This is a genomic window from Variovorax paradoxus (genome assembly GCF_022009635.1).
Classification (GTDB): domain Bacteria; phylum Pseudomonadota; class Gammaproteobacteria; order Burkholderiales; family Burkholderiaceae_C; genus Variovorax.
Genome location: NZ_CP091716.1, coordinates 3698154 through 3718832 on the forward strand (window position 1 = coordinate 3698154; position 20679 = coordinate 3718832).

General features: G+C 65.9%; 23 protein-coding genes. 10 read left to right on the forward strand and 13 right to left on the reverse strand.

Going from position 1 to position 20679, the window contains the following annotated elements:
• Positions 1–5 precede the first annotated feature (5 nt).
• Entirely contained in the window at positions 6–371 is a 366-nt protein-coding gene (locus L3V85_RS17185) for a hypothetical protein (RefSeq protein ID WP_237680248.1), read from the reverse strand.
• A gap of 137 nt (positions 372–508) precedes the next feature.
• Positions 509–1192 carry a transcriptional repressor LexA gene (lexA, locus tag L3V85_RS17190; RefSeq protein WP_013541704.1) on the reverse strand — a complete coding sequence of 228 codons (684 nt, stop codon included), beginning with the start codon at positions 1190–1192 and terminating at the stop codon, positions 509–511.
• Between the two features lie 73 nt (positions 1193–1265).
• Here lexA and L3V85_RS17195 point away from each other — a divergent pair, with 73 nt between their 5' ends.
• Positions 1266–2228, forward strand: a complete 963-nt coding sequence (locus L3V85_RS17195) for an asparaginase (RefSeq protein ID WP_237680249.1) — start codon at positions 1266–1268, stop codon at positions 2226–2228.
• 34 nt (positions 2229–2262) lie between these two features.
• Here the strand turns inward: L3V85_RS17195 and adk are convergent, their stop codons facing one another.
• The 6 genes from adk to L3V85_RS17225 all read right to left on the reverse strand — a co-directional run bounded on the left by adk (position 2263) and on the right by L3V85_RS17225 (position 6096).
• A complete protein-coding gene (adk, locus tag L3V85_RS17200) occupies positions 2263–2919 on the reverse strand; it encodes an adenylate kinase (protein ID WP_081270374.1) in 657 nt (218 codons plus the stop codon).
• A gap of 137 nt (positions 2920–3056) precedes the next feature.
• Positions 3057–3830: a 3-deoxy-manno-octulosonate cytidylyltransferase gene (gene kdsB / locus L3V85_RS17205; RefSeq protein WP_237680250.1), complete on the reverse strand. Its 774-nt coding sequence runs from the start codon at positions 3828–3830 to the stop codon at positions 3057–3059.
• Positions 3827–4009 (reverse strand): Trm112 family protein, encoded by a 183-nt coding sequence (locus tag L3V85_RS17210; protein ID WP_007836935.1) that lies wholly within the window; start codon positions 4007–4009, stop codon positions 3827–3829. The genes kdsB and L3V85_RS17210 overlap by 4 nt, the downstream gene beginning before the upstream one ends.
• A complete protein-coding gene (gene lpxK, locus L3V85_RS17215) occupies positions 3990–5018 on the reverse strand; it encodes a tetraacyldisaccharide 4'-kinase (protein ID WP_237680251.1) in 1029 nt (342 codons plus the stop codon). The genes L3V85_RS17210 and lpxK overlap by 20 nt, the downstream gene beginning before the upstream one ends.
• The gene (locus L3V85_RS17220; protein WP_414080233.1) at positions 5019–5444 is read right to left on the reverse strand and encodes an ExbD/TolR family protein; all 426 of its coding nucleotides are present in this window, start codon (positions 5442–5444) and stop codon (positions 5019–5021) included.
• A gap of 19 nt (positions 5445–5463) precedes the next feature.
• Positions 5464–6096 carry a MotA/TolQ/ExbB proton channel family protein gene (locus L3V85_RS17225; RefSeq protein WP_081270371.1) on the reverse strand — a complete coding sequence of 211 codons (633 nt, stop codon included), beginning with the start codon at positions 6094–6096 and terminating at the stop codon, positions 5464–5466.
• Positions 6097–6409: 313 nt separating this feature from the next.
• Between L3V85_RS17225 and xseA the strand changes: the two genes are divergently transcribed.
• The gene (gene xseA / locus L3V85_RS17230) at positions 6410–7723 is read left to right on the forward strand and encodes an exodeoxyribonuclease VII large subunit (RefSeq protein WP_237680585.1); all 1314 of its coding nucleotides are present in this window, start codon (positions 6410–6412) and stop codon (positions 7721–7723) included.
• A gap of 49 nt (positions 7724–7772) precedes the next feature.
• The gene (locus L3V85_RS17235) at positions 7773–8354 is read left to right on the forward strand and encodes a superoxide dismutase (protein WP_237680253.1); all 582 of its coding nucleotides are present in this window, start codon (positions 7773–7775) and stop codon (positions 8352–8354) included.
• Positions 8355–8423: 69 nt separating this feature from the next.
• Here L3V85_RS17235 and L3V85_RS17240 read toward each other — a convergent pair whose 3' ends face one another.
• The 3 genes from L3V85_RS17240 to L3V85_RS17250 all read right to left on the reverse strand — a co-directional run bounded on the left by L3V85_RS17240 (position 8424) and on the right by L3V85_RS17250 (position 9671).
• Complete coding sequence (locus L3V85_RS17240; protein WP_237680254.1) at positions 8424–8882, reverse strand: DUF192 domain-containing protein; 459 nt, start codon at positions 8880–8882, stop codon at positions 8424–8426.
• 101 nt (positions 8883–8983) lie between these two features.
• Positions 8984–9178: a hypothetical protein gene (locus tag L3V85_RS17245; protein ID WP_237680255.1), complete on the reverse strand. Its 195-nt coding sequence runs from the start codon at positions 9176–9178 to the stop codon at positions 8984–8986.
• Positions 9179–9332: 154 nt separating this feature from the next.
• On the reverse strand, positions 9333–9671 hold the full coding sequence (locus L3V85_RS17250; RefSeq protein ID WP_237680256.1) for a cell envelope biogenesis protein TolA: 339 nt from the start codon (positions 9669–9671) through the stop codon (positions 9333–9335).
• Positions 9672–9892: 221 nt separating this feature from the next.
• On the opposite strand from L3V85_RS17250, the gene icd reads away from it, so the two are divergent.
• The 7 genes from icd to L3V85_RS17285 all read left to right on the forward strand — a co-directional run bounded on the left by icd (position 9893) and on the right by L3V85_RS17285 (position 18513).
• Complete coding sequence (gene icd / locus L3V85_RS17255; RefSeq protein ID WP_237680257.1) at positions 9893–11152, forward strand: NADP-dependent isocitrate dehydrogenase; 1260 nt, start codon at positions 9893–9895, stop codon at positions 11150–11152.
• A 211-nt stretch (positions 11153–11363) separates the two neighbouring features.
• A complete protein-coding gene (gene clpS, locus L3V85_RS17260; protein WP_130426145.1) occupies positions 11364–11723 on the forward strand; it encodes an ATP-dependent Clp protease adapter ClpS in 360 nt (119 codons plus the stop codon).
• Between the two features lie 67 nt (positions 11724–11790).
• Complete coding sequence (clpA, locus tag L3V85_RS17265; protein ID WP_237680258.1) at positions 11791–14112, forward strand: ATP-dependent Clp protease ATP-binding subunit ClpA; 2322 nt, start codon at positions 11791–11793, stop codon at positions 14110–14112.
• Positions 14113–14239: 127 nt separating this feature from the next.
• Positions 14240–15685, forward strand: coding sequence for a cardiolipin synthase (gene cls / locus L3V85_RS17270; protein ID WP_237680259.1), 1446 nt, complete (start codon positions 14240–14242; stop codon positions 15683–15685).
• Positions 15686–17125, forward strand: coding sequence for an exodeoxyribonuclease I (sbcB, locus tag L3V85_RS17275; RefSeq protein ID WP_237680260.1), 1440 nt, complete (start codon positions 15686–15688; stop codon positions 17123–17125).
• Between the two features lie 17 nt (positions 17126–17142).
• Positions 17143–17895, forward strand: coding sequence for a CatB-related O-acetyltransferase (locus L3V85_RS37550; RefSeq protein WP_272934798.1), 753 nt, complete (start codon positions 17143–17145; stop codon positions 17893–17895).
• Between the two features lie 12 nt (positions 17896–17907).
• Complete coding sequence (locus L3V85_RS17285; RefSeq protein WP_237680261.1) at positions 17908–18513, forward strand: GNAT family N-acetyltransferase; 606 nt, start codon at positions 17908–17910, stop codon at positions 18511–18513.
• Here L3V85_RS17285 and L3V85_RS17290 read toward each other — a convergent pair.
• Both L3V85_RS17290 and L3V85_RS17295 read right to left on the reverse strand, forming a co-directional pair.
• Complete coding sequence (locus L3V85_RS17290; protein ID WP_237680262.1) at positions 18466–19311, reverse strand: alpha/beta hydrolase; 846 nt, start codon at positions 19309–19311, stop codon at positions 18466–18468. The genes L3V85_RS17285 and L3V85_RS17290 overlap by 48 nt on opposite strands.
• Before the next feature lie 14 nt (positions 19312–19325).
• Entirely contained in the window at positions 19326–20606 is a 1281-nt protein-coding gene (locus L3V85_RS17295) for an amidohydrolase family protein (RefSeq protein ID WP_237680263.1), read from the reverse strand.
• Positions 20607–20679 lie beyond the last annotated feature (73 nt).

Below are 20679 nucleotides of genomic sequence, written 5' to 3' on the forward strand. Positions count from 1 at the left end.
GGGCCTCAGTGCAGGCGCGTGGAGCGGGGTGCGGCGACCATGGATTCGGCCGCTTCGATAGCCGCCAGCCGGTCGAGCTCCGCGCACACGTCGTCCATTCGGCCGGAGATCAAGACACGGTTGCTGCTGCGCTGCTGGCCCTTTCCGTCAACCACGCGCACCACGCGCAGGGGACGCACGGGCGTGGCGGCTTGCGCTGCCGGGGGCGTTGCGCCGCAAGACGGACGCACAGCGACATAGCGCAGTCCGGCGGAGCTCTCGCTGTGGTCGAGGGGGGCGTGGCGATGCGGGCGGCGTGCCGGGATCAAACGGCTGGCGAGTGACTGCAGCGGCATCCAGAAATCAGCGATGGCGAGGAGGGCGATTCCCATGTGAACTCCAAAAAAGTATGAGGTTGAACACAGGCAGGATTTCTTGAATCGGTCGCGACAGGGTGATGGCGACTTCGCGCCATACGCCCGCCACCTGTAGCGGCCGGATGAGTGCTGCTGCCAGCAGGCCGCGAGGCCTACATCAGCATGGTGTTGCGGATGAGGCCCACCGCGAGGCCTTCGATCTCGAAGGGCTCGCCGGGCTGGACAATGATGGTCGGGTAGTCGGGGTTCTCGGCGTGCAGCTCGATGACCTGCTTGTTGCGCTTCAGGCGCTTGACGGTGACCTCGTCGCCCAGGCGCGCGACCACGATCTGGCCGTTGCGCGCTTCCTTGGTGGCTTGCACGGCGAGCAGGTCGCCGTCCATGATGCCGGCGTCTCGCATCGACATGCCGCGCACCTTGAGCAGGTAGTCGGGCTGGCGCTGGAACAGCGTGTTCTCGACGTAATAGGTCTGGTCGACATGCTCTTGCGCGAGGATCGGCGAGCCGGCCGCGACACGGCCGATGAGCGGCAGCGCCAGTTGCGCCATGCCCGGCAGCGAGAGCGAGAACTGGCCGCCTTCGCGGTGGCGCGTTTCGTTCAGCGAGCGCAGGGCGTCGCCCTTGAGGCGGATACCGCGCGAGGTGCCGCTGACGAGTTCGATGACGCCCTTGCGGGCCAATGCCTGTAGATGCTCTTCGGCGGCGTTGGCCGACTTGAAGCCCAGTTCATTGGCGATTTCGGCGCGCGTGGGTGGCGCGCCGGTGCGGGCGATGGCGCTCTGGATCAAGTCCAGGATCTGCTGCTGGCGGGCTGTAAGCTTCACGGCGAACTGCATATGTGGTTCCTTGCGGCACTGGCTAGATATCCAGTACCTGTATTTTTAACCAGTTTTAAAAAGTTGACAAGTCATGGCCGATTTCCCTTCGCCTGAACTGCGCCGCGTGGTCGTGCTTGGCACCGGCGGCACCATCGCCGGCAAGGCCGCCAGCAGCGGCGACAACATCGGCTACACGGCCGGGCAGGTGGACGTGGCCGACCTCCTGGGCGGCATCGAAGCGCCGCGGGGCGTGACGCTGGTGGCGGAGCAGGTCGCGCAACTCGACAGCAAGGACATGTCGTTCGAGACCTGGCAGAAGCTCGCGCAACGCTGCGCGCACTGGTTGGCCGAGCCCGATGTGGCGGGCGTGGTGATCACCCACGGCACCGACACTCTGGAGGAGACGGCTTTCTTCCTGCACTCGGTGCTCGCACCCTCGAAACCGGTGGTGCTGACCTGCGCCATGCGACCGGCAACCGCACTGTCACCCGACGGGCCGCAGAACGTGCGCGATGCCATCGGCGTGGCTCTGGCAGCCGGTGCGAAGGGCGTGACGGTGGTGTGTGCCGGGGCGATCCACAGTGGTGCGGACGTCCAGAAAGTGCACACCTACAGGCTCGATGCCTTTGCGTCGGGCGATGCGGGTCCAGTGGGCTATGTGGAAGAGGGCGAAGTCCGCCGCGTGAGGGCGTGGCCCGAAGGCAAGGCGCTGCCGGCTTCGAAGATCTTGCAAGCGGCCGCTGTCCAGTGGCCTCGCGTGGAGGTCGTCATGAGCCATGCCGGTGCGAGCGGCGCGGTCATCGAGGCCCTGCTGCAGCCCGGCGGCTTTGAGCCGGTGCGTGGACTGGTGCTGGCCGCCACGGGCAACGGCACGCTGCATCACGCGCTCGAAGCAGCCGCACTGAAGGCGCAGGAGACAGGCGTGGCGGTGGTCCGCGCGACGCGCTGCATGAACGGCCGCATCCTGCCGAAAGCCGACGACAAGCTGCGAGACGCGGGCGTGCTCACGCCCGTGAAGGCGCGCATCGCGCTGATGCTCGAATTGCTGGGGTGAGGTGTTGGCCGCCCTGTCGAAGGGCGGCCGGCAATCAGCTGCTCAGCGCGGCGAGTGCGCGCTGCGTGATTTCATCGACCGTGCCCACGCCCTTGATGGCGCGGTACTTGGGCGCTGCGGCCGGGTCGGTCTTGGCCCAGGCCGAGTAGTAGTCGACCAGCGGACGCGTCTGCTGGCTGTACACGTCGAGCCGTTTGCGCACGGTTTCTTCCTTGTCGTCCTCGCGCTGGATCAGGTCTTCACCGGTGACGTCGTCCTTGCCTTCCACCTTGGGCGGGTTGAATTTGACGTGGTAGGTGCGGCCCGAAGCCGGGTGCGAGCGGCGGCCGCTCATGCGCTCGATGATGTCGCCGAAGGGCACGTCGATCTCGAGCACGTAGTCGAGCTTGACGCCCGCTGCCTTCATGGCGTCCGCTTGCGGAATGGTGCGGGGGAAGCCGTCGAACAGGAAGCCGCTGGCGCAGTCGGCCTGGGCGATGCGTTCCTTCACGAGATTGATGATCAGGTCGTCGCTGACCAGTGCGCCCGCATCCATGACGGCCTTGGCTTGCAGCCCGAGCGGCGTGCCGGCCTTGACGGCGGCGCGCAGCATGTCGCCGGTCGAGATTTGGGGGATGCTGTACTTCTGGCAAATGAAGGCCGCTTGCGTGCCTTTGCCCGCCCCGGGCGCGCCCAGCAAAATTAGTCTCATGGTGTCCTCGGACGGTTCTTAGATTTTGTGTCGCGCCAGGCGTCGGCTTGGGGGCTGGGCAGGGCGGAGTTGCTTCGAGGATAGCACGCGTGCTTCCTGCGATTTGTCGCTCCCCCGACAAGCACGGCGGGCCCCCTTCAGGCCGTCAGGCCGGCGGCGAAGACCGCGCGCACGCGCGCCAGGTCTTCGGGCGTGTCGATGCCCGGTCCGGGCGCGACGTGGCTCACATGCACGGCAATGCGGTGCCCGTGCCACAGCGCCCGCAACTGCTCGAGTGCCTCGGTCGCCTCGACTGGCGACGGCGGCAGCGACGGAAACTTGCGCACGAAGCCCGCGCGATAGCCGTAGATGCCGATGTGGCGCAGCGGGGCAGGCGTGGGCAGTACTGCCGGCGCGGCGCCGTTGGCGGAGCCGTCACGCCACCACGGGATGGGTGCACGGCTGAAGTACATGGCATTGCCCTGTGCGTCGAGCACGGCCTTTACCACGTTCGGATTCATGAAGTCGGCCAGCGAATCGATCTCATGGGCCGCGGTGCTCATCGCGGCTTCCGCGTGTGCTGCCAGCGTGGAGGCCACGGCATCGATCAGCGCCGGGGCGATCAGCGGTTCGTCGCCCTGCACGTTGACGACGATATCGTCGCCGTCGAGGCCCAGTTGCTCGCAGGCCTCGGCCAGCCGGTCGGTGCCGCTGGGGTGGTCCTGGCGGGTCAGGATCGCCTCGACGCCGTGCGCCTTGCAGGCGTCGATGATCGAGGCGTCGTCACCGGCCACCACCACGCGCGCCGCGCCGGATTCGCCGGCACGCCGGGCCACGCGCACCACCATCGGCACGCCGGCGATATCGGCCAGGGGTTTGTTGGGAAGCCTTGTCGACGCCAGACGCGCCGGCACCAGAACCGTGAAGCTCACAGCCCGAGCTCTTCGTCGGAAAGCGTGCGTGCTTCGTTTTCCAGCAGCACGGGGATGCCGTCGCGCACGGGATAGGCCAGGCGCGCGCTGCGCGAGCAGAGCTCCTGCTTCTCGGGGTTCCAGGTCAACGGACCCTTGGTGACGGGGCAGACGAGCAGTTCAAGCAGCTTGGTATCCATCGAGCGATGATAGCTTTGCGTCGAGCGCGTTGAAGAATTCCGGAACGGGTGCGAAGAGCAGGGGTACGGCCAGTGCGTCGGGTGCCTTGCGCCACAGCTTGACCGCGTCTTTCTCGGTGCAGACAAGAGGGCCGCCGGCATCGGCCGGGCGTTGCCAGGCGCCGAAATCATGGTGATCGGGCAGCGCAATGGTCTCGGCCAGCGTGAGGCCGCGGCCCCGGAGCATGTCGAAGAAGGCCTTGGGTCGCGCGATGGCTGCGAGCGCGATCACTGGCTTGCCCGCCAGGGTGCTCAGCGGCACGCGCTGTCCGTCGCTGGTCAGGGCGTAGTCCGCGAGGCGGCGCGAAGCGGTGTAGCCGCCGTCGAAGGCAGGGCGTTCGCCGCTGTGCAGCACCAGGTCGCAGCGGCGCGGCCACGCTTCGCGCAAGGGGCCTGCGGGCAGTCGCCAGCCGTTGCCGATGCCGCGGTCGTCGAACACGCAGATCTCGATGTCGCGGCCCAGCGCCAGGTGCTGCAATCCGTCGTCGCTGACGATGACCTGCGTGCCGGGATGCTGCTTGAGCAAGGCCCGCGCGGCCTCGATGCGCTTGCGCGCGACGAACACCGGGGCCTTCGTGGCGTGGTGAATCAGGGCGGGCTCGTCGCCAACATCGAGGGGATTGCTATCGCCCATCACTTCGCGGCAGTCGTCGGTGCGCCGGCCGTAGCCGCGCGAAACCACGCCCACCTGGATGCCCCGCGCGCGCAGATGCCGCACCACCGCCATCACAACCGGCGTCTTGCCCGCGCCGCCCGCGATCACGTTGCCGACGACGATCACGGGCACAGGCACGCGTTCGGACCGAAGCCAGCCGAGGCGATAGAGCCAGCCCCGCACGGCGAAGAGGCCGGCGTAGAGCAGCGACAGCGGCCACAGCAGGCAGGCCAACGGGCCGCGGTGCAGCCACGCTTCCTGCAGCCGCGAAGCTGCCGGCGTACCCGTTGTGCTGCCGCGGCCTTCGGAAGGCACTCAGCGACCGGCTTGCGCCGTCGACTGGGCTGCGAAGGTGATCTGCATCAGGCCGGCGCGGCGCGCGGCCTCCATCACCGTGACGACGGCTTGGTGCGGGCTGGTCGCGTCGGCGCTGATGATCACCACGCTGTCCTTGCCGCCGGTGGCAGCGGCGGCGAGCGCGGCTGCCACGGCCTCGACGTTGCGGTCGGCCACGGGCGTCTTGTTGATCGAATAGCGACCGTCGGCCGACACCGCCACGATCACTTCCTTGGGATAGTCGCGCTGCGCGTCGACGTCCGCGGTCGGCAGCCGCAGCTGCATTTCGGTGAACTTGCTGTACGTGGTCGACAGCATCAGGAAGATCAGGATCACCAGCAGCACGTCGATGAACGGGATCAGGTTGATCTCCGGCTCGTCGCGCGCACCGTGGCGGAACTGCATGCGGCCTCGGGTCATGGCGTCACTTGCGCAGAGCGTTCAGATGGCGGGCGAAGCGCTCGCCGGACAGCTCGAGATTCAGCAGGTATTCGTCGACCCGGCTGCGGAAGTAGCGCCAGAAAATGAGCGTCGGAATCGCCACGATCAGGCCGAATGCCGTGTTGTACAGCGCGATCGAGATGCCGTGCGCCAGTTGCGCCGGGTTGCCCGAGCCCACCGCGCCACTGCCGGGCGACTGCGAGCCGAAGATCTCGATCATGCCGATCACCGTGCCCAGAAGGCCCAGCAACGGGGCTGCGGAGGCGATGGTGGCCAGGGCAGGCAGGTAACGCTCCAGCTTGTGCGCCACAGTGCGGCCCGAGGCCTCCATGGCGGCGCGCAGGTCGTCTTCGGTGCAGCGTGGGTTGGCGTTCAGTGCGCGCAGGCCGGCGGCCAGCACCTGGCCGAGCATCGAGTTGCGTTCGAGCTTGGTCACAACGTCAGGACCAGGAATGGCTCCCTGCGACACCGTGATGGTCTCGTCGAGCAGCTTCGGCGGCAGTACCCTCACGGTCTTCAGACTCGTGAAACGTTCTATAACCAGCGCGAGCGCAATGACCGAACAAGCGAGCAAGGGCCAGATCGGCCAACCCGCGGCAACTATGATGGAAAACAAGAAAATCCTCCGGCCCGTAGACTGCAAATGCGCGGCGATTATCCACTGAGCCCACCATCGGCACGCGCCTTGTTTTGGTGTCGGCAAGGACGCACAGATTCTGTGGATAACTTTGTGACTAACCTGCTGCGCTACGTGTCCGAACCCGCATGGGATGGGCTTTTCGTTAGAACGACTGAATTTTGAGCAGCACTTTTTTCAATGAAATCAATGGCTTGCACGGAGAACCGTGCACCCGTCCCGCTTCAGGGGCGGGCGACAGGGGGCGGGCCGCCCGTTGTGGAAGAGTGGCATCTGGCCGAGCGTGCTCTTCGTGAGCGTGCGTGACATGAATTCCGCGCCGGGCCCGCGCGTCTGGGCCGTCGGAGCCTTGTGCCATGCGGTTGCCGACGCGCTCGACGCGCGTTTCAACCCGGTCACGGTGCGCGGCGAAATCTCCGGTTTTTCTCGCGCCTCTAGTGGACATTGTTACTTCGCCCTGAAGGACGAGTCGGGTCAACTGCGCTGCGCGATGTTCCGCCGCGCCGCGGGGCTGCTCGATTTTTCGCCGCGCGACGGCGACCAGGTCGAGGTGCGCGGCCGACTCGCGGTGTACGAACCGCGCGGCGATCTTCAACTTGTTGTCGAGAGCTTGCGGCGCGCGGGGCAGGGCGCCCTGTTCGAGCAGTTCATGCAGCGCAAGGCGCGGCTCGAAGCCGAAGGGCTGTTCGATCCGGCGCGCAAGCGTGCCTTGCCTACCATGCCGCGCGCGGTGGGCGTCGTCACGTCGCTCGGAGCGGCTGCATTGCATGACGTCGTGACGGCACTGCGACGCCGCGTACCGCACATTCCCGTGGTGCTGGCGCCTGCCGCCGTGCAGGGGGCGAATGCGCCGGGCGAACTCGTTCGCGCGCTGCATTCGCTTTATGCGCTCGAGCCGGCGGTCGACGTGATCTTGCTGGTGCGCGGCGGTGGCTCGATCGAAGACCTGTGGGCGTTCAACGACGAGGCCCTGGCACGCACGATCGTGCAGAGCCCGGTCCCGGTGATCAGCGGCGTGGGGCATGAGACAGACTTCACCATCGCCGATTTCTGCGCCGACCTGCGCGCGCCCACGCCGACCGCGGCGGCGGAACTCGTCAGCGCGCCGCGCGACCTGTGGCTCGGCGCGCTCGACCTGCTCGACGAACGGCTCAGCGACTCGCTGGGTGGTCGGCTCGATGTACTTGGGCAGCGGCTCGACCAGGCGGCGGGGCGGCTCGGCCGTCCTTCGAACCTCGTGACGCGCCAGCAACTTCGCCTGGCGCACCATGCGCAGCGCCTTCAGTACGCGATGCGGTCGAAGCGCGAACGCCTGGCTCAGGCGCCGCGTGCAATGGCTGCCGACTTTCCGTCGAAGCTAGAGCGTGCAGTGACGCAACGCCACGATCGGCTGGAGCGCGTGGCCCTGCGCTGGCGGCTGCTCGATCCGGCATTGGTCTTGCAACGCGGCTACGCCTGGCTCACGGATGCGGATGGCCGCGCGGTCGTCAGCGCGAAGCAATTGGCACCGGGAGATGCGGTCGTGGCGCGGCTTGCCGACGGCGAAGTCGACATGACCGTCTCGCCGGGCGGCGTGACGGGAACACGTCCGACGCGACCTCAATAATTAATTCCTAGAATCCACGATTCCCACAACCAACCCACGAGAAAAAACCATGGAACATGTGCTCCCACCCCTGCCGTACGCACTCGACGCACTGGCACCCGAGTATTCGAAGGAAACCCTCGAGTACCACTACGGCAAGCACCACAACGCCTACGTGGTGAACCTCAACAACCTGCAAAAGGGCACCGAATTCGAAGCGATGACGCTCGAAGAGATCGTCAAGAAGTCCAGCGGCGGCATCTACAACAACGCCGCCCAGATCTGGAACCACACCTTCTTCTGGAACTGCATGAAGCCGCAAGGCGGCGGTGCTCCCAGCGGCGCGCTGGCCAAGGCCATCGAAGCCAAGTGGGGCAGCTACGACGCTTTCAAGGAAGCTTTCGTGAAGTCGGCCGTGGGTAACTTCGGCTCGGGCTGGACCTGGCTGGTGAAGAAGGCCGACGGCTCTGTGGACATCGTGAACACCGGCGCCGCCGGCACGCCGCTGACCACTGCCGACACCGCGCTGCTGACCGTGGACGTCTGGGAACACGCCTACTACATCGACTACCGCAACCTGCGCCCGAAGTTCGTCGAGACCTTCCTGGCCAAGCTGGCCAACTGGGATTTCGCGGCCAAGAACTTCGGCTGAGCCCTGGTTTTGCAATGAAAAAAGCCGACCCTCGGGTCGGCTTTTTTGCGGGCTGGAGGCGGCAGAAACTCAGCGCTTGGTGGCTGTGAACAGCTCGCCGCCGAGCTTCGCGCCCTTCTTGATGTTCTTCTTGGCGAACCAGCCCTGATTCATCTCGAGCACGTAACGCACGGGCTCGAGCGAGCAGTGCGAGTTCTCGGTCATGGGCTGCATGTCGACCAGATTGACGATGCGGCCGTCATCGGCCACGAAGGCGGCGGTCAACGGCAGGATCGTGTTGCGCATCCAGAAGCATTGCGTGGCGGGCTGCTCGAACACGAAGATCATGCCTTCAGCCTGGGGCATTTCCTTGCGGAACATGAGACCGATCTCGCGTTGCAAAGGGGTCTGCGCGATCTGCGTATCGATCTTGTAGAGGCCGACCGACAGCTGCGTGCGCGGCAGATCGGTCTGGGGTTGCTGCTGGGCATGCGCCGACATCATGAAGGACGCGGACACGAGGAGCAGGGCGGCTAGACGCTGGAACATCGGACGACTCTTTCAGGGCGGGGACTGGGTGGGTCCGGCCTCAACCAAATATGCAAACAAAAATGCCCGCTGATGCGGGCATTGCCGGTGAGCGCGAAAGCTTACACCTTCTTGGAAGCGGCCGTGTGAGCCTTGGCGACGTGGCGAACCTTGTGCTTCTTGGCTGCTGCGTGCTTCTTGGCGGTGTGCTTGGCAACCTTGGGAGCGGCGGGAGCAGCTGCGGTGGGTTCGGCTTGTTGAGCGAAGGCACCGGCGGCGAAGAGACCGGCGATCAGGGCTGCGAGCAGCTTGTTCATTTGAAATCCTTTGAAATTCGTTGATTTGGACAGCCCTCCCTGCGGAGGTAGACATTCAACGGAGGCAGCTTCCGGCGGTTGACAGTCAATTGCAGTCCGCGGACGAAAAAAAAGCGCTCCGAAGAGCGCTCTTTTTTCGAGGGGCTGGGCCGACTTACTTGGCGCCTGCCATGTCAGGCGTGCCGCCTTGGGTCGACTTGCGCTTCACGCTGCCGTCCTTGTTGCGACGACGTTGGTCGCGGGTGCTGGCGCGCTTTTCGCCGGAAGCAGCAGCCTTGTCGGCACCGATGGCGCCGCCTTCGGGCGTCTTGACTTCGTCGCCAGCGGCAGCCTTCACTTGGCCAGCGGGCTTGGCAGCCTTCTTGGCTTCGGCACGTTGCTGCGACTTGCTGTTCGTGGCGTTCCCTTGTTCGGGCGTGGTGCCAGCCGGGTTTTGGGCGTAGGCGCCAGCGGCAAACAGGCCAGCGATCATGACTGCGAGAATTTTGCTCATTGAGATTCCTCTATTCGAGAATTGATTGGAAACGCCTCCCGGCGAGCAGAAGGTCAGCCACTAACGAGGCCATTGGCCTGATGGTTGACAAACCCTCGCTGATGGGTTGCGTCTAAAATGTACAGCGATTTGTTCGCGTCCTGTACAGCGATTCCTCGCGGCTGTCTGAATTCGCTGACACTCGTCAAAATTACGCCACTCCCCCGGAGCCCAACCCCCTCATGTCCAGCTATCAGCACATCAACGTCCCGACCGAAGGTCAGAAGATCACGGTCAACGCTGACAACACCCTCAATGTGCCTGACCAACCGATCATTCCTTTCATCGAAGGCGACGGGACCGGACTGGACATCACGCCGGTGATGCTGAAAGTGGTGGACGCCGCAGTGGCCAAGGCCTACGGCGGCAAGAAGAAGATTCACTGGATGGAGGTCTATGCAGGGGAGAAGTCGACCAAGGTCTACGGCCCCGACGTCTGGCTTCCCGAAGAAACGCTGCAGGCCGTGCGCGACTACGTGATCTCCATCAAAGGCCCGCTCACCACGCCCGTCGGCGGTGGCATCCGCTCGCTGAACGTCGCGCTGCGCCAGGAACTGGACCTCTACGTTTGCCTGCGTCCCATCCGGTACTTCGATGGCGTGCCCAGCCCGGTGCGCGAGCCGCACAAGACCAACATGGTGATCTTCCGCGAGAACTCGGAAGACATCTATGCAGGCATCGAGTTCGAAGCCGAAAGCGACAAGGCCAAGAAGCTCATCAAGTTCCTGCAGGACGAAATGGGCGTCAAGAAGATCCGTTTTCCGGACACCTCGGGCATCGGCGTCAAGCCCGTGTCGATCGAAGGCACCGAGCGCCTCGTGCGCAAGGCGCTGCAATACGCCATCGACAACGACAAGTCCAGCGTGACCATCGTCCACAAGGGCAACATCATGAAGTTCACCGAAGGTGGCTTCCGTGACTGGGCCTACAACCTGGCAGCCAAGGAGTTCGGCGCAGAGCTGGTCGACGGCGGGCCATGGATGAAGTTCAAGAACCCGAGGACGGGCAAGGACATCACCGTCAAGGACAGCATCGCCGACGCGTTCCTGCAGCAGATCCTTTTGCGCCCCGCGGAGTACAGCGTGATTGCCACGCTCAACCTCAACGGCGACTACGTGTCCGACGCATTGGCCGCGCAGGTCGGCGGCATCGGCATTGCGCCGGGCGCGAACCTGAGCGACACGGTCGCGATGTTCGAAGCCACCCACGGCACGGCGCCCAAGTACGCAGGCAAGGACTACGTGAACCCGGGCTCGGAGATCCTCTCGGCTGAAATGATGTTGCGCCACATGGGCTGGACCGAAGCCGCCGACCTGATCATCAGCTCGATGGAGAAGTCGATTGCCAGCAAGAAGGTCACCTATGACTTCGCGCGCCTCATGGATGGCGCCACTCAAGTGAGCTGCTCCGGTTTCGGCCAGGTGATGATCGACAACATGTAATTGCGCAAGTGCGCTGTTCGGTGCTTCGCAGGCATCGAGTGATCGAACCCTTGGATTTCGAAAGAAATTCGAGGGTTTTTTTCTTTGCGACAGCGTTCTTATGCGATTTTTGTACTGTCGCGCACGGCACAACCCCCTTGATTTGTCGAATACGCGCCACCAAGTCTTCATGCGCCGGCACGGCGCTTGCACGCTCTATAGAATCTTTTTCATGGCAACGAGAATTCCCAAGACTCCCACCACCCCGCCGGCCCAGAAACCGGCCGGGGATGACGGAGATTCGGTCGTCCTGGAGCGCCGGCCGCAGAAAACTGCGCCGCCCCAGATGTACCAGGTAGTGATGCTGAACGACGACTACACCCCCATGGAGTTCGTGATCGTCGTGCTGCAGGAGTACTTCAGCAAGGATCGCGAAACCGCGACCCAGATCATGCTCAAGATCCACCTCGATGGCCGCGGCGTCTGTGGGGTCTATTCCCGCGACATGGCGGCCACCAAGGTCAACCAGGTGATGGAAGCAGCCCAGCAGGCAGGGCATCCGCTGCAATGCGTCAGCGAACCTGTTGCGTGAACCTGTTGAATTGCGCAAGCTCCAACCCATCTGAGAACTTATTTACAGCAAGGCAAAAGGAAATCACATGATTGCCCAGGAACTGGAAGTCAGCTTGCACATGGCCTTCGTCGAGGCCCGGCAGCAGCGCCACGAGTTCATCACCGTGGAGCATCTGTTGCTCGCTTTGCTGGACAACCCGAGCGCCGCGGAAGTTCTGCGCGCCTGCTCGGCCAACGTCGACGACCTGCGGGCGTCGCTCACCAACTTCATCAAGGACAACACGCCCCAGGTGGCGGGTACCGACGATGTCGACACCCAGCCGACCCTGGGTTTCCAGCGCGTGATCCAGCGCGCCATCATGCATGTGCAGTCCACCGGCAACGGCAAGAAGGAAGTCACCGGCGCCAACGTGCTGGTCGCGATCTTCGGTGAGAAGGACTCGCACGCCGTCTACTACCTCCACCAGCAGGGCGTGACCCGCCTCGACGTGGTGAACTTCATTGCCCACGGCATCAAGAAGAGCGATCCGCCGGAAGCCGTCAAGGGCGCGGGCGAAGCACCGTCGAACGAAGGCGAAGAGGGCGGCGGCGAACGCAACGAGAAGGCATCGCCGCTCGAGCAGTTCACCCAGAACCTCAACCAGCTCGCCAAGGACGGCAAGATCGATCCGCTGATCGGCCGCGAATACGAGGTCGAGCGCGTCATCCAGATCCTGTGCCGCCGGCGCAAGAACAACCCGCTGTTGGTCGGCGAGGCCGGCGTGGGCAAGACCGCCATCGCCGAAGGCCTCGCATGGCGCATCACGCAGGGCGACGTGCCGGAGATCCTGGCCGAGTCGAACGTGTTCTCGCTCGACATGGGCGCGCTGCTGGCCGGCACCAAGTACCGCGGCGACTTCGAACAGCGCCTGAAGGGCGTGCTCAAGTCGCTCAAGGACAAGCCGAACGCCATCCTGTTCATCGACGAGATCCACACGCTGATCGGTGCGGGCGCTGCCTCGGGCGGCACGCTCGATGCGTCGAACCTGCTCAAGCCGGCGCTCTCGAGCGGCCAGCTCAAGTGCATCGGCGCGACCACCTTCACCGAATACCGCGGCATCTTCGAAAAAGACGCGGCCCTCTCGCGTCGCTTCCAGAAGGTCGACGTGGTCGAGCCGTCGGTGCAGGAAACCGTCGACATCCTGAAGGGCCTGAAGTCGCGCTTCGAGGAACACCACGGCGTGAAGTACGCGGTGGCGGCCCTGCAAGCCGCGGCCGAGCTCAGCGCCAAGTACATCAATGACCGTCACCTGCCCGACAAGGCGATCGACGTCATCGACGAAGCCGGCGCCGCCCAGCGCATCCTGCCGCCGAGCAAGCGCAAGAAGACCATCAGCAAGACCGAAGTCGAGGAAATCGTGGCGAAGATCGCGCGCATTCCCCCGGCCAACGTCAGCAACGACGACCGCAGCAAGCTGCAGACCATCGAGCGCGACCTCAAGAGCGTGGTGTTCGGCCAGGACAAGGCGCTCGAAGTGCTCGCCTCGGCGGTCAAGATGGCGCGTTCGGGTCTTGGCAAGGGCGACAAGCCGATCGGTTCGTTCCTGTTCTCCGGCCCCACGGGCGTCGGCAAGACCGAAGCCGCGAAGCAGCTCGCCTACATCATGGGCATCGAGCTGATCCGCTTCGACATGTCGGAGTACATGGAGCGTCACGCGGTGAGCCGCCTGATCGGCGCGCCTCCGGGCTATGTCGGTTTCGACCAAGGCGGCCTGCTGACCGAGGCCGTCACGAAGAAGCCGCACGCGGTGCTGCTGCTCGACGAAATCGAGAAGGCGCACCCGGACATCTTCAACGTGCTGCTGCAGGTCATGGACCACGGCACGCTGACGGACAACAACGGACGCAAGGCCGACTTCCGCAACGTCATCATCATCATGACGACGAACGCGGGTGCCGAGACCATGAACAAGGCGACCATCGGCTTCACCAACCCGCGCCAGGCGGGCGACGAAATGGGCGACATCAAGCGCCTGTTCTCGCCTGAATTCCGCAACCGGCTGGACGCCATCGTCAACTTCAAGGCGCTGGACGAGAACATCATCCTGCGCGTGGTCGACAAATTCCTGCTGCAGCTGGAGACCCAGCTCAGCGAGAAGAAGGTGGAAGTCACGTTCAGCGACAAGCTGCGCAAGCACCTGGCGAAGAAGGGCTTCGATCCGCTGATGGGCGCTCGTCCGATGCAGCGCCTGATCCAGGACACGATCCGTCGTGCACTGGCGGACGAGCTGCTGTTCGGTCGCCTGACCGACGGCGGTCGCCTCGAAGTCGACCTCGACGACAAGGACGAAGTGCTGCTCGACATCCAGCCTCTTCCGAAGAAGGAAGGCAAGTCGAAGCCCGAAGCCGAGGAAACTGCCGCAGGCTGAGAAACCAACCAGGCAATCCGTGGCCGACGAGGCCACGGAACAGCCTCCAAAGGCCGGTAGCATCGCGCTGCCGGCCTTTTTCTTTGGGTCGGCCGAACCGCACCGCCGCCTCAACCCTTTTTTCGCCTTGATCCTCCCCGAACTCAGCCACGAATGGAAAACCGGCCTCTCCCTGGCGTGGAGCGGCTACATCGCCGTGCTGTCGGTCTGGATCGTGATGCAGAAGCGCGCGCCGGTGTCCACCATGAGCTGGATCCTGTCGCTGGCGCTGCTGCCGTTCGCGGGCTTCGTCGTCTACTACTTCCTCGGGCCGCAGCGCCTGCGCAAGCAGCGGCTCAAGCGGCTGCGCAGCCGCGCCGGCGCCTCCGCCCAGGCCGACGTGGCCCGGCTGCGCGACGCGGCGCAGAACGCGCCGCCGGCCCTGCAGCAGATGGCGAGGCTGGGCATGGCCACCTGCGGCCTGCCGGTGTCGAGCGCGCTCGGCGTCGAGCTGCTCTCGGGCGGGGCGCGCACCTTCGATGCGATCTTCGATGCCGTGCGCGCGGCGCGGGATCACATCCACCTCGAGTACTACATCTTCGAGCCCGACAGGATCGGCACCGCGCTTCGCGACCTGCTTGTCGAACGCGCGAAGGAGGGCGTCACGGTACGCCTGCTGATCGATGCACTCGGCTCCAAGCGTATCGGCCGCAAGTTCATGGCGCCGCTGCACGAGGCCGGCGTGCAGGTGGCGCTGTTCCACGACACCAAGATCGGCCGCCGCCTGCGCCCGGTGACCAACTACCGCACCCACCGCAAGATCGTGGTGTGCGATGGGCGCGTCGGCTTCACGGGCGGCGTGAACATCACCGACGAGGAAGACAAGCGCACCAACCCCGACGCCTACCACGACGTGCACCTGCGCATCGAAGGCAGCGCGGTGCGCTGGCTGCAGACCACCTTTCTCGAGGATTGGACCTACGCCACCGGCGAAGACCCGCGCGGCATGGACGCCGGCCTCGATGCGATGCTCCCGCTGCTCGAGGCGGGCAGCATCCCGGTGCAGATCGTCACCAGCGGCCCCGACAACGCGCTCGAAGCCATCCACCGCATGCACGTGGAAGCCATCCATTCGGCCACGCACCGGGCCTGGCTGACCACGCCGTACTTCGTGCCCGGCGAGCCCGCGCTCATGGCGCTCACCAGCGCCGCACTGCGCGGCGTCGATGTGCGCCTGCTGGTGCCGCGCCGCAGCGACTCGGCCATCGTGAGCGCCGCCGCGCGCTCGTATTTCGACGAGCTGATCGCCGCCGGCGTGAAGGTGTGGGAATACAGGGCCCGCATGCTGCACTCCAAGACCTTGGTGGTCGACGACCATTGCGCGATGATCGGCACCGCGAATTTCGACAACCGCAGCTTCCGGCTCAACTTCGAGGTCTGCGCCGTGGTCTATGGTCCGGCGCTGGCCGGCCCGCTGGCGGCGCAGTTCGAGACGGACCTGCACAGTTCCGGCGCGGTGCGCGCCAATCGGCGCCAGAGTTTCTGGCGCCGTCTCGGCGATGCGATCGCGCGCCTGTTTTCACCCTTGCTCTGAATGAACCACACCTTTCTCTGGCACGACTACGAAACCTTCGGCGCGGTGCCGCGCCGCGACCGCCCCTCGCAGTTCGCGGCCATCCGCACCGATGCCGAGCTCAACGAAGTCGGCGAGCCGCTGATGATCTATTGCAAGCCCGCGCCGGACTACCTGCCCAGCCCCGAGGCCTGCCTGATCACCGGCATCACGCCGCAGGTGTGCCTGGAGCGCGGCATTCCCGAGCATGAATTCGCCGCGCACATCGAGCAGGCGTTCTCGCAGCCCGGCACCATCGGCGTCGGCTACAACACCATCCGCTTCGACGACGAAGTCACGCGCTTCCTGTTCTGGCGCAACCTGATCGACCCCTACGCGCGCGAATGGCAGAACGACTGCGGGCGCTGGGACCTGCTCGACGTGGTGCGCCTGACCTACGCCCTGCGCCCCGACGGCATCCAGTGGCCGAAGAAGGAGGACGGCAAGCCCAGCTTCAAGCTCGAAGACCTGGCCCGCGCCAACGGCCTGCTGCACGAGTCGGCGCACGACGCGCTCTCCGACGTGCGCGCCACCATCGCGCTGGCCCGCCTGATCCGCGACAAGCAGCCCAAGCTGTTCGACTTCGCCTTCGGCCTGCACAAGAAAGATCGCGTGGCCGTCGAACTGGGCCTGCCCGCCATGCGCGAGACCGCCAAGCCCTTCCTGCACGTCTCTGGCATGTTCCCGGTCGAGCGCGGCTGCCTGGCCGTGATGTGGCCGCTGGCCAGCCATCCCACCAACAAGAACGAGCTGCTGGCCTGGGACCTGGCCCATGACCCGAGCGAGCTGCGCGACATCGACGCCGACACGCTGCGCCTGCGCCTCTTTACCCGCACGGCCGACCTGCCCGAGGGCGTGACGCGCATTCCCGTCAAGGGCATCCATCTGAACAAGTCGCCGATGGTGGTTGGCAACCTGCGCACGCTGGCGCCTGCCATGGCCGAGCGCTGGGGCGTCGACCTCGACACCGCCATGCGCCACGCCGCCATTGCGCGCGACCTGCCCGACATGAGCGCGATCTGGTCGAAGGTCTACGCTCGCCCGAAGGAAGAAACGCCCGACGTCGACGAAGACCTCTACGGCGGCTTCGTCGGCAATGCCGACCGCCGCCGCCTCAACCAGCTGCGCGGCCTGTCGCCCGAGGAGTTGGCCAAGGACCGCACCGGTTTCGATGACGGTCGGCTCGACGAGATCCTGTTCCGCTACCGCGCGCGCAACTGGCCCGAGCTGCTGAGCGAGGAAGAGAACGAACGCTGGGAAGCGCTGCGCGTGGCCCGGCTGTTCAAGGGCGAGGGCGGCGCACGCACCATCGAGGCCCTCTTCAGCGAGGTCGACGCGCTGTCCGAGAACGCGGACGAGCGCGGCGAAGAGATCCTCGGCGCCCTCTACGAGTACGCCGAGGCCATCGCGCCGGAAGCCTGAAACCCAACGGGCCGGCCATGTCCATGATCCTGACCGTCACCCCCGAACTTTCCCCGGCGCTCGAATCGCACGGCCTGTTCATCGCGCCCGGCGTGGTGCTGTCACTGCCTTTCCGGCACGAGACACCGGTGCGTCTCTGGCCGGCGGTCGGCCTGTATGGGGTGTCGGTGGGCGCCTATTCCTATGTCTCGCCCCAGGTCCAGCTGCATCAGCTGCGGATAGGGCGCTACTGCTCGATAGGCGACAACCTGAACCTGCTGAGCCAGCATCCGACGGCGTGGCTCACGGCGCATCCGTTCTCGCATCAGCACATCTTTCCGGAGCCGTACCGCAACGAGGCCATCGACCCGTTTCCGCAGCTGGAGCCCACGGTGATCGGCAACGACGTATGGATCGGCTCCAAGGTGAGCCTCAAGAGCGGCGTGACCATCGGCGACGGCGCGCTCATCGGCGCGGGTGCGGTGGTCACGAAAGACGTGCCGCCGTTCGCCATCGTGGGCGGCGTACCTGCGCGAGTGATCCGGCGGCGATTTCCCGATGCGCTCATCGAACGCATCCAGGCCTGCCCCTGGTGGGATTGGGACCTGCGCAAGCTGCCGCTCGACTGGCGGCATCCGGAGGCCGCCCAGGCAACGCTGGAGGCAGCGGTGGCCGAAGGTCGCGTCTCGAAGTGGGAGCCCGGCTGGCGCCAGCTCGAATTCGGCACGCCTGTCGAAGAAGGGCAGAGCGCGCCGCTGGTCTTCCGGCACCTGCCTGCGACGCCTGGCTGAACAGGAGGCTGCATGACGACAAGCAACAACGCCGGGGCGCACGGCGGCATCGTCCGGCGCCTGGACGCGTCCGATGCGGCTGCCTACCGCGCGGTGATGCTCGAGGCCTACGCCATGCATTCCAGCGCATTCACTTCCACGGTTCAGGAGCGTGAGGGCCTGCCGCTGCGCTGGTGGGAAGAGCGCCTCGGCGTCACCGCTGATGCAGCGGAGGCCAGCGTGGTCTACGGTGCGTTCGACGACACCGGCGTGTTGGTCGGTGCGGCGGGGCTGTCCTTCGGCGCGCGCCAACGGGAGCGGCACAAGGCCACGCTGTTCGGCATGACGGTGGCCGCGTCGGCACGCCGCTCGGGCTTCGGCCGCCGGCTGGTGCTGGCATTGCTCGACCACGCGCGGGCGCGCGGCGGCCTGCGGCTGGTGCAGCTCACCGTCACCGAAGGCAACGCCTCGGCGCAAAAGCTTTATGAAGACTGCGGCTTTCGCAGCTTCGGCCTGGAGCCGTTGGCCATCGACGTCGATGGCGAATTGCTGGGCAAGGTCCACATGTGGTGCGACCTCGAGTCGCCCGATTCAGCGCGTCCGCCGGTCGACCGAGGCGATGAAGGCGTCCACCGCTGAGGTGTAGGCGCCGGGCAGGCCGAGTTCGGCGTTGATCTGCGCATGCGACAGGTCTTCGGGCACCACCTGTGCCCGCCCGCCCGTTCCGGTGACGCGGGCTGCGAATTGATCGGCCTGCGCGCACGAACCGTCGCGACGCTGCGTCGAGCACACCAGCAGCATCGGCGGCGCGCCGGGTGCCAGCGCATCGGTCGGCGACACGCTGCGCCAGAACGCCGGGTCGCTGCCGAACACGCGGTCGTAGAAGGGCAGGTGGCGCCGCTGCATCAGCGCCGCGGTATCGAGCGCGGCGCTGTCGAGCGCGATCGCACCCAGCCATGGCCGGGCGCCTTGCTGCCGTGCGATGTCGGGCGAGGCGCTCAGCAGCGCGACCAGGTGCGCGCCCGCCGAATGCCCCATGAGCACGATCCGGCCCGCGTCCGCGCCCCATGACGCCGCGCCGGCCTGGACCGCGGCCAGCGCACGCGCCACGTCCTGCGCCTGCTGCATCACATCGACTTGAGGCACGAAACGGTAGCCCACCGACACCAGGATGAAGCCCTGTGCACGCACCCAGTGATCGACCTTGAGGTCGATCACCGAGGCGGCGTCCTTCTTGCCGAACATCCAGGCGCCGCCGTGGACCATCACCAGCACCGGCGCGCCGTGAGCATCGGGCGGCAGGTAGACGTCCATGCGCTGCGCCGCATCGGGGCCGTAGGGCAGGTCGGCAAGCCGGCGCACGTCCGGCTGCGCCATCGCGGGAAAAAGCACCAACGCCAGCAGGCACGCGAGGCCGAATTGCAGAAGGCGCTTCATGGCAAGGCTCCTGTTCAGGCCTTGGGGATCATCCAGCCTGTCTCGCCCGCGCGGCCGGGCAGGTGCAGCGTGGCGGTGGCGGCTGGCGTCTGCGCCAGCAGCCGTCCCTTGCGGAAGACCTTGAGCCGCGTCGCGCGCAGGCGGATCGCCTCGACCGGGTCACGAGCCTGCAGCAGCACGAAGCTCGCGTCGCAGCCGGCCTCGATGCCGTAGCCCTGCAGGTGCATCACGCGCGCGGCATTCGTCGTCACGGCCTCGAAGCACTGGCGGATGCCCGCCTGGCTGGTCATCTGCGCCACGTGCAGGCCCATGTGCGCCACTTCGAGCATGTCGCCCGAACCCATGCCGTACCACGGGTCCATCACGCAGTCGTGCCCGAACGCGACGTTGACGCCGGCGGCCATCAGCTCCGGCACGCGCGTCATGCCCCGGCGCTTGGGATAGGTGTCGTGGCGGCCCTGCAGCGTGATGTTGATCAGCGGGTTGGAGATGACCGCCACGCCGCTCTGCGCGATCAGCGGCAGCAGCTTGCTCACGTAGTAGTTGTCCATGGAATGCATCGAGGTGCAATGCGAGCCCGTCACGCGGCCATGCATGCCCAGCCGCTGCGCCTCGAAGGCCAGCGTCTCGATGTGGCGCGACAGCGGGTCGTCCGATTCGTCGCAATGCATGTCGACCAGCTTGCCGCGCTCGGCCGCCATTTCGCACAGCAGCTTCACGCTGGCGGCGCCGTCGGCCATGGTGCGCTCGAAGTGCGGAATGCCGCCGACCACGTCCACGCCCTTGTCGAGCGCGCGCTCCAGGTTCTCGACGCCGCCGGGCGAGCGCAGCACGCCGTCCTGCGGGAACGCGACCAGTTGCAGGTCGAGGTAGGGCGCCACCTTGCGCTTGACTTCCAGCAGCGCGTCGACCGCAAGCAGGCTCGGATCGCTGGTGTCCACGTGCGAGCGCACCGCCAGCAGCCCCTTGGCCACGGCCCAGTCGCAATAGGCCAGCGCGCGCTCGATGAGCGCCTCCGCCGTGAGCAGCGGCTTCAGCTCGCCCCACAGCGCGATGCCTTCGAGCAGCGTGCCGCTCTGGTTGACGCGCGGCAGGCCGTAGCTCAGCGTGGCGTCCATGTGGAAATGCGGATCGACGAAATGCGGCGAGAGCAGCATGCCCTGCGCGTCGAGCTTTTCGTGCGCCGGCGCGTCCAGGCCCTCGGCGACTTCGGCGATGCGGCCGTCCTGCACGGCGATCGACATGCCGGTGCGGCCGTCGGGGAGGGTGGCGTTGGTGATGAGGAGGTCGAGCATCGTTGGGGGTCTTGTGGGATCGGTTGGCCGCTATTTTCCGCCGCCACTCTCTCGAAGCACAGGCCGTGCCGTG

What these genes read in the sequence shown, in the direction of transcription:
- L3V85_RS17185 (WP_237680248.1), bottom strand. Translation starts at nt 371, where the DNA reads ATGGGAATCGCCCTCCTCGCCATCGCTGATTTCTGGATGCCGCTGCAG.
- lexA (WP_013541704.1), bottom strand. Translation starts at nt 1,192, where the DNA reads ATGCAGTTCGCCGTGAAGCTTACAGCCCGCCAGCAGCAGATCCTGGAC.
- L3V85_RS17195 (WP_237680249.1), top strand. Translation starts at nt 1,266, where the DNA reads ATGGCCGATTTCCCTTCGCCTGAACTGCGCCGCGTGGTCGTGCTTGGC.
- adk (WP_081270374.1), bottom strand. Translation starts at nt 2,919, where the DNA reads ATGAGACTAATTTTGCTGGGCGCGCCCGGGGCGGGCAAAGGCACGCAA.
- L3V85_RS17210 (WP_007836935.1), bottom strand. Translation starts at nt 4,009, where the DNA reads ATGGATACCAAGCTGCTTGAACTGCTCGTCTGCCCCGTCACCAAGGGT.
- L3V85_RS17220 (WP_414080233.1), bottom strand. Translation starts at nt 5,444, where the DNA reads ATGCAGTTCCGCCACGGTGCGCGCGACGAGCCGGAGATCAACCTGATC.
- L3V85_RS17235 (WP_237680253.1), top strand. Translation starts at nt 7,773, where the DNA reads ATGGAACATGTGCTCCCACCCCTGCCGTACGCACTCGACGCACTGGCA.
- L3V85_RS17240 (WP_237680254.1), bottom strand. Translation starts at nt 8,882, where the DNA reads ATGTTCCAGCGTCTAGCCGCCCTGCTCCTCGTGTCCGCGTCCTTCATG.
- L3V85_RS17245 (WP_237680255.1), bottom strand. Translation starts at nt 9,178, where the DNA reads ATGAACAAGCTGCTCGCAGCCCTGATCGCCGGTCTCTTCGCCGCCGGT.
- L3V85_RS17250 (WP_237680256.1), bottom strand. Translation starts at nt 9,671, where the DNA reads ATGAGCAAAATTCTCGCAGTCATGATCGCTGGCCTGTTTGCCGCTGGC.
- icd (WP_237680257.1), top strand. Translation starts at nt 9,893, where the DNA reads ATGTCCAGCTATCAGCACATCAACGTCCCGACCGAAGGTCAGAAGATC.
- clpS (WP_130426145.1), top strand. Translation starts at nt 11,364, where the DNA reads ATGGCAACGAGAATTCCCAAGACTCCCACCACCCCGCCGGCCCAGAAA.
- clpA (WP_237680258.1), top strand. Translation starts at nt 11,791, where the DNA reads ATGATTGCCCAGGAACTGGAAGTCAGCTTGCACATGGCCTTCGTCGAG.
- sbcB (WP_237680260.1), top strand. Translation starts at nt 15,686, where the DNA reads ATGAACCACACCTTTCTCTGGCACGACTACGAAACCTTCGGCGCGGTG.
- L3V85_RS37550 (WP_272934798.1), top strand. Translation starts at nt 17,143, where the DNA reads ATGTCCATGATCCTGACCGTCACCCCCGAACTTTCCCCGGCGCTCGAA.
- L3V85_RS17285 (WP_237680261.1), top strand. Translation starts at nt 17,908, where the DNA reads ATGACGACAAGCAACAACGCCGGGGCGCACGGCGGCATCGTCCGGCGC.
- L3V85_RS17290 (WP_237680262.1), bottom strand. Translation starts at nt 19,311, where the DNA reads ATGAAGCGCCTTCTGCAATTCGGCCTCGCGTGCCTGCTGGCGTTGGTG.
- L3V85_RS17295 (WP_237680263.1), bottom strand. Translation starts at nt 20,606, where the DNA reads ATGCTCGACCTCCTCATCACCAACGCCACCCTCCCCGACGGCCGCACC.